At 63.4% G+C, this 2,718-nt stretch carries 3 protein-coding genes; 1 reads left to right on the top strand and 2 read right to left on the bottom strand.

What is annotated here, in order from left to right; translation table 11 throughout:
* The first annotated feature begins 238 nt into the window (after positions 1-238).
* On the top strand, positions 239-883 hold the full coding sequence (locus tag ACIQ3R_RS17310) for a hypothetical protein (protein ID WP_397420092.1): 645 nt from the start codon (positions 239-241) through the stop codon (positions 881-883).
* Positions 884-961: 78 nt separating this feature from the next.
* On the opposite strand, the gene ACIQ3R_RS17305 is transcribed toward ACIQ3R_RS17310, so the two are convergent.
* Both ACIQ3R_RS17305 and ACIQ3R_RS17300 read right to left on the bottom strand, forming a co-directional pair.
* Entirely contained in the window at positions 962-1,714 is a 753-nt protein-coding gene (locus ACIQ3R_RS17305) for a DUF6065 family protein (protein ID WP_397420091.1), read from the bottom strand.
* A 47-nt stretch (positions 1,715-1,761) separates the two neighbouring features.
* Complete coding sequence (locus ACIQ3R_RS17300; RefSeq protein WP_397420090.1) at positions 1,762-2,454, bottom strand: hypothetical protein; 693 nt, start codon at positions 2,452-2,454, stop codon at positions 1,762-1,764.
* Positions 2,455-2,718: the final 264 nt, after the last annotated feature.

Here is a 2,718-nt window from a genome sequence, read left to right as displayed (position 1 = left end):
CCCGCCCGCGCTGCTGCGGGCGAGCCGCCAATCAACCCGTTCGCCGTGAAGAGGTGGTGACGGTGATGTGACGATATGAACTCCAGAGGTTGGGGTTGTCGCATCAAGTGGGGCGAGACCAACCCGCGCTCGACGGCCCGGACCGTTCCACGATATACTGGCATCCACACTGCCAGTATGTTCTCCCGATCGAGCCTATCTGACAGTGATCGGGACAGTTGGCGCAGGAGGCTTGGCGATGGCGAGTTTTTGGGTCTGGGGTGTCGCCCTGGCGGCCTACGCAATGTTCCTGGGTTGGTACGTCAACTGGCGTGGCCCCCTGTCCAAGGCCGAAATCGAACAGCTCATGGCGCGAATGCGCGCCAATAATGTCGGCCACGGCGACCAGGACGAAATGCCGGTCATGCAGCGATTTCTGGAAGAGGATGACGGCCGCGAATTTTTCATGCTCAACGTCATTCGCATATCCGACAGCGATGTCGCCGATCCGGCAACCGGCAAGATGCGTCCGGCGCGCGAGGTGATGGCGGGTTATACGCGCATGTTCATGCCGGCACTGTTCGCCCGCGGCGGGCACCCGGCTCTTGCGGCGCGCCGCATTGGCGGCATGGTCGACACCTGGGGGCTCAAGGAGGTCCCAGAGAGGTCGATGGTGGGCTACATGCGCTATCGGAGCCGGCGCGACATCGCCCATCTCGTCTGCAACCCGCGCTTCGGCGGCGCCCACGCGTTCAAGTTCGCCGCCATGCCACAGACGTTCAACTTCCCGACCCGGCCGATGATCATGACCTTGGCAAGTCCAAGAGTCTGGGTTGGTCTGTCGATGGCCCTCGCCGCCGCGCTGGCGCAGATCGCACTGTTGCTGTCCACGACACAAAGCTGACGGCCAGCTCCCGCGGTCACCTGACCACAGACTGGAGTCGTTGGCGGTGTCTGTCCAAACCCTCCACCGGCCTGGGCTTTAGGGTGGGTCTTTCAAGGCTCGATCATCCGAAAAGGGCGCGAGGCGTAGGCGGCTGCGATGGTCGGATGGGCCGGAGGCGCCGTCCGGGCGATTTCCCTGGAAGTAGGACTTCTGCCAGGCCTGCCTGGCGGCTTCGGGATCGTTGGCGATCAGTTTCTGGTTGAACTCGGATCGACCCGCGGACCACTCGGCATGCTGTCGCGCCAGATCCGGCTCGCTGGAGATGTCGCGGATTTCCGGGCGAACCGACTCGAGCGCCCCGCGCCGGACCGGGAAGATGCAGGCGAACGGCTCGTCCGCCTCAAACCGCACGAGGGTGTTCGGGCGCGTGAAGATCCAGTTCATCGTGAACGTGTAGGGTGACCAGTCGCTCTCAACGATTCCGGTCAGCGGCGCGATGGCGTCCTTCGGGCGGTTGGTCGGCCCGCCAACGTATAGGTCGACGCCGGGTTCGGTCCGGAACAGGTACGGTATGTGGAAGGTGAGCACGCCGGACCCGAAGTGACCGAGCGCGCTGTTCGCCTCCGCGCCATCAATGATGCGCACGGCCCCGGGTTGCGCTCCGCCGTCCCAGATCGCCGAGAAGGCCGCCGGGCAAAGCAACTCCCAGCCGTGTGCGTTGGCGATGTTGAGCGGCAAACAACGATAGGCGAACCGATCGCCGGTGGCGTCCATCCATGGGCGCTCCACCGGGGCCGGCACGATCTTCGGCGCGCCGGCATGGAGCGCGAAGGCGAGCAATTCCGTCATCGTTCCGGAGCTCCGTTTGCGGTCGCGCCCAGCCTGGCCGCCACCCGTCAGGCTGCCGACGTCGGCCAGAGCCGCATCCGCGCTCCGACCATACCAAAGCCCAGGATCATCAGCACCCTTTGGCCAGTTTCCGGCGCCAAAGAGCCCAAACTGAAAGCCCCGATCAAAGATCGCGAGGCCACGTTGTCATCGGACGCCCCCGCATTCCGCAGGTTCCTCGGCGTCTCGATCCGAAAAGAGGCCACCATGCTCATAGGTGCAATACCGAATGGGCTCAGGTCGACCACAACAGCATTGAGATTGTTGGACGCGGCTGGGAAGGCCGCCGTATCGTCCCTTACGACGCCATTTGTCGTAGGGTGGATTGGGTCGAGGCCACCCAGTTCGAATATCATCAGGTCCGCACCCGCTCCTTTGACGGCGGCTCTGTCGCTGAAGCCAAGGTCGAGAAAGACGTCCTGCAGCCAGCTGAACACGATGGTTCCCGCATCGATATCGGTGATGGCTGCTGGGAAGGCGTGCCCGATCACATTGAAAGCCCCCTGCGACCCGACCAGGTCGTTGACGAAGGCGTTGTCGGCGAAGTCGTATCCGCCCACAGACACTGTCTCGGCCGCGCCACCCGCCGCCGTCAGCGCGACTGCGGCGGCCGTGGTCGCCAAGACACGCCTCAACTTGATCTTCCTGGATCCCACGTATTCGCCCAATACCGTTGAAAACAAAGAAGCTTTGGCGATCAACGGCAAGGGCGTTCAAAGCTGGAAGAATGAACCTGACGTCGAGTGGTCGAGCAGGGCCGTTGGTGGGCTGATGCGAGCGCCTCTGTGAGCGTTCATATCTTGCGATCTCAGCCGCGATGTCAGGTTGGCGGGCGTCGCCGACTTGACTTAGTCTGACGCTCGTCGCGGACCGTGTCCCGCGCTGCAGAGTGGCCATTCAATTGACCGTCGAAGGCATCTACGACGCAAGCACCATAGCCTCGATCGACGGGTGGCTGAGCAGTG

This window comes from Phenylobacterium sp. (genome assembly GCF_044371015.1).
GTDB lineage: Bacteria > Pseudomonadota > Alphaproteobacteria > Caulobacterales > Caulobacteraceae > Phenylobacterium.
The sequence above is the reverse complement of the archived record's forward strand: the minus strand, read 5'-3'. Positions and strand labels throughout refer to the sequence as shown.

Coding starts and splice junctions, on each gene's coding strand:
- ACIQ3R_RS17305 (WP_397420091.1), bottom strand. CDS start 1,714: ATGACGGAATTGCTCGCCTTCGCGCTCCATGCCGGCGCGCCGAAGATC.
- ACIQ3R_RS17310 (WP_397420092.1), top strand. CDS start 239: ATGGCGAGTTTTTGGGTCTGGGGTGTCGCCCTGGCGGCCTACGCAATG.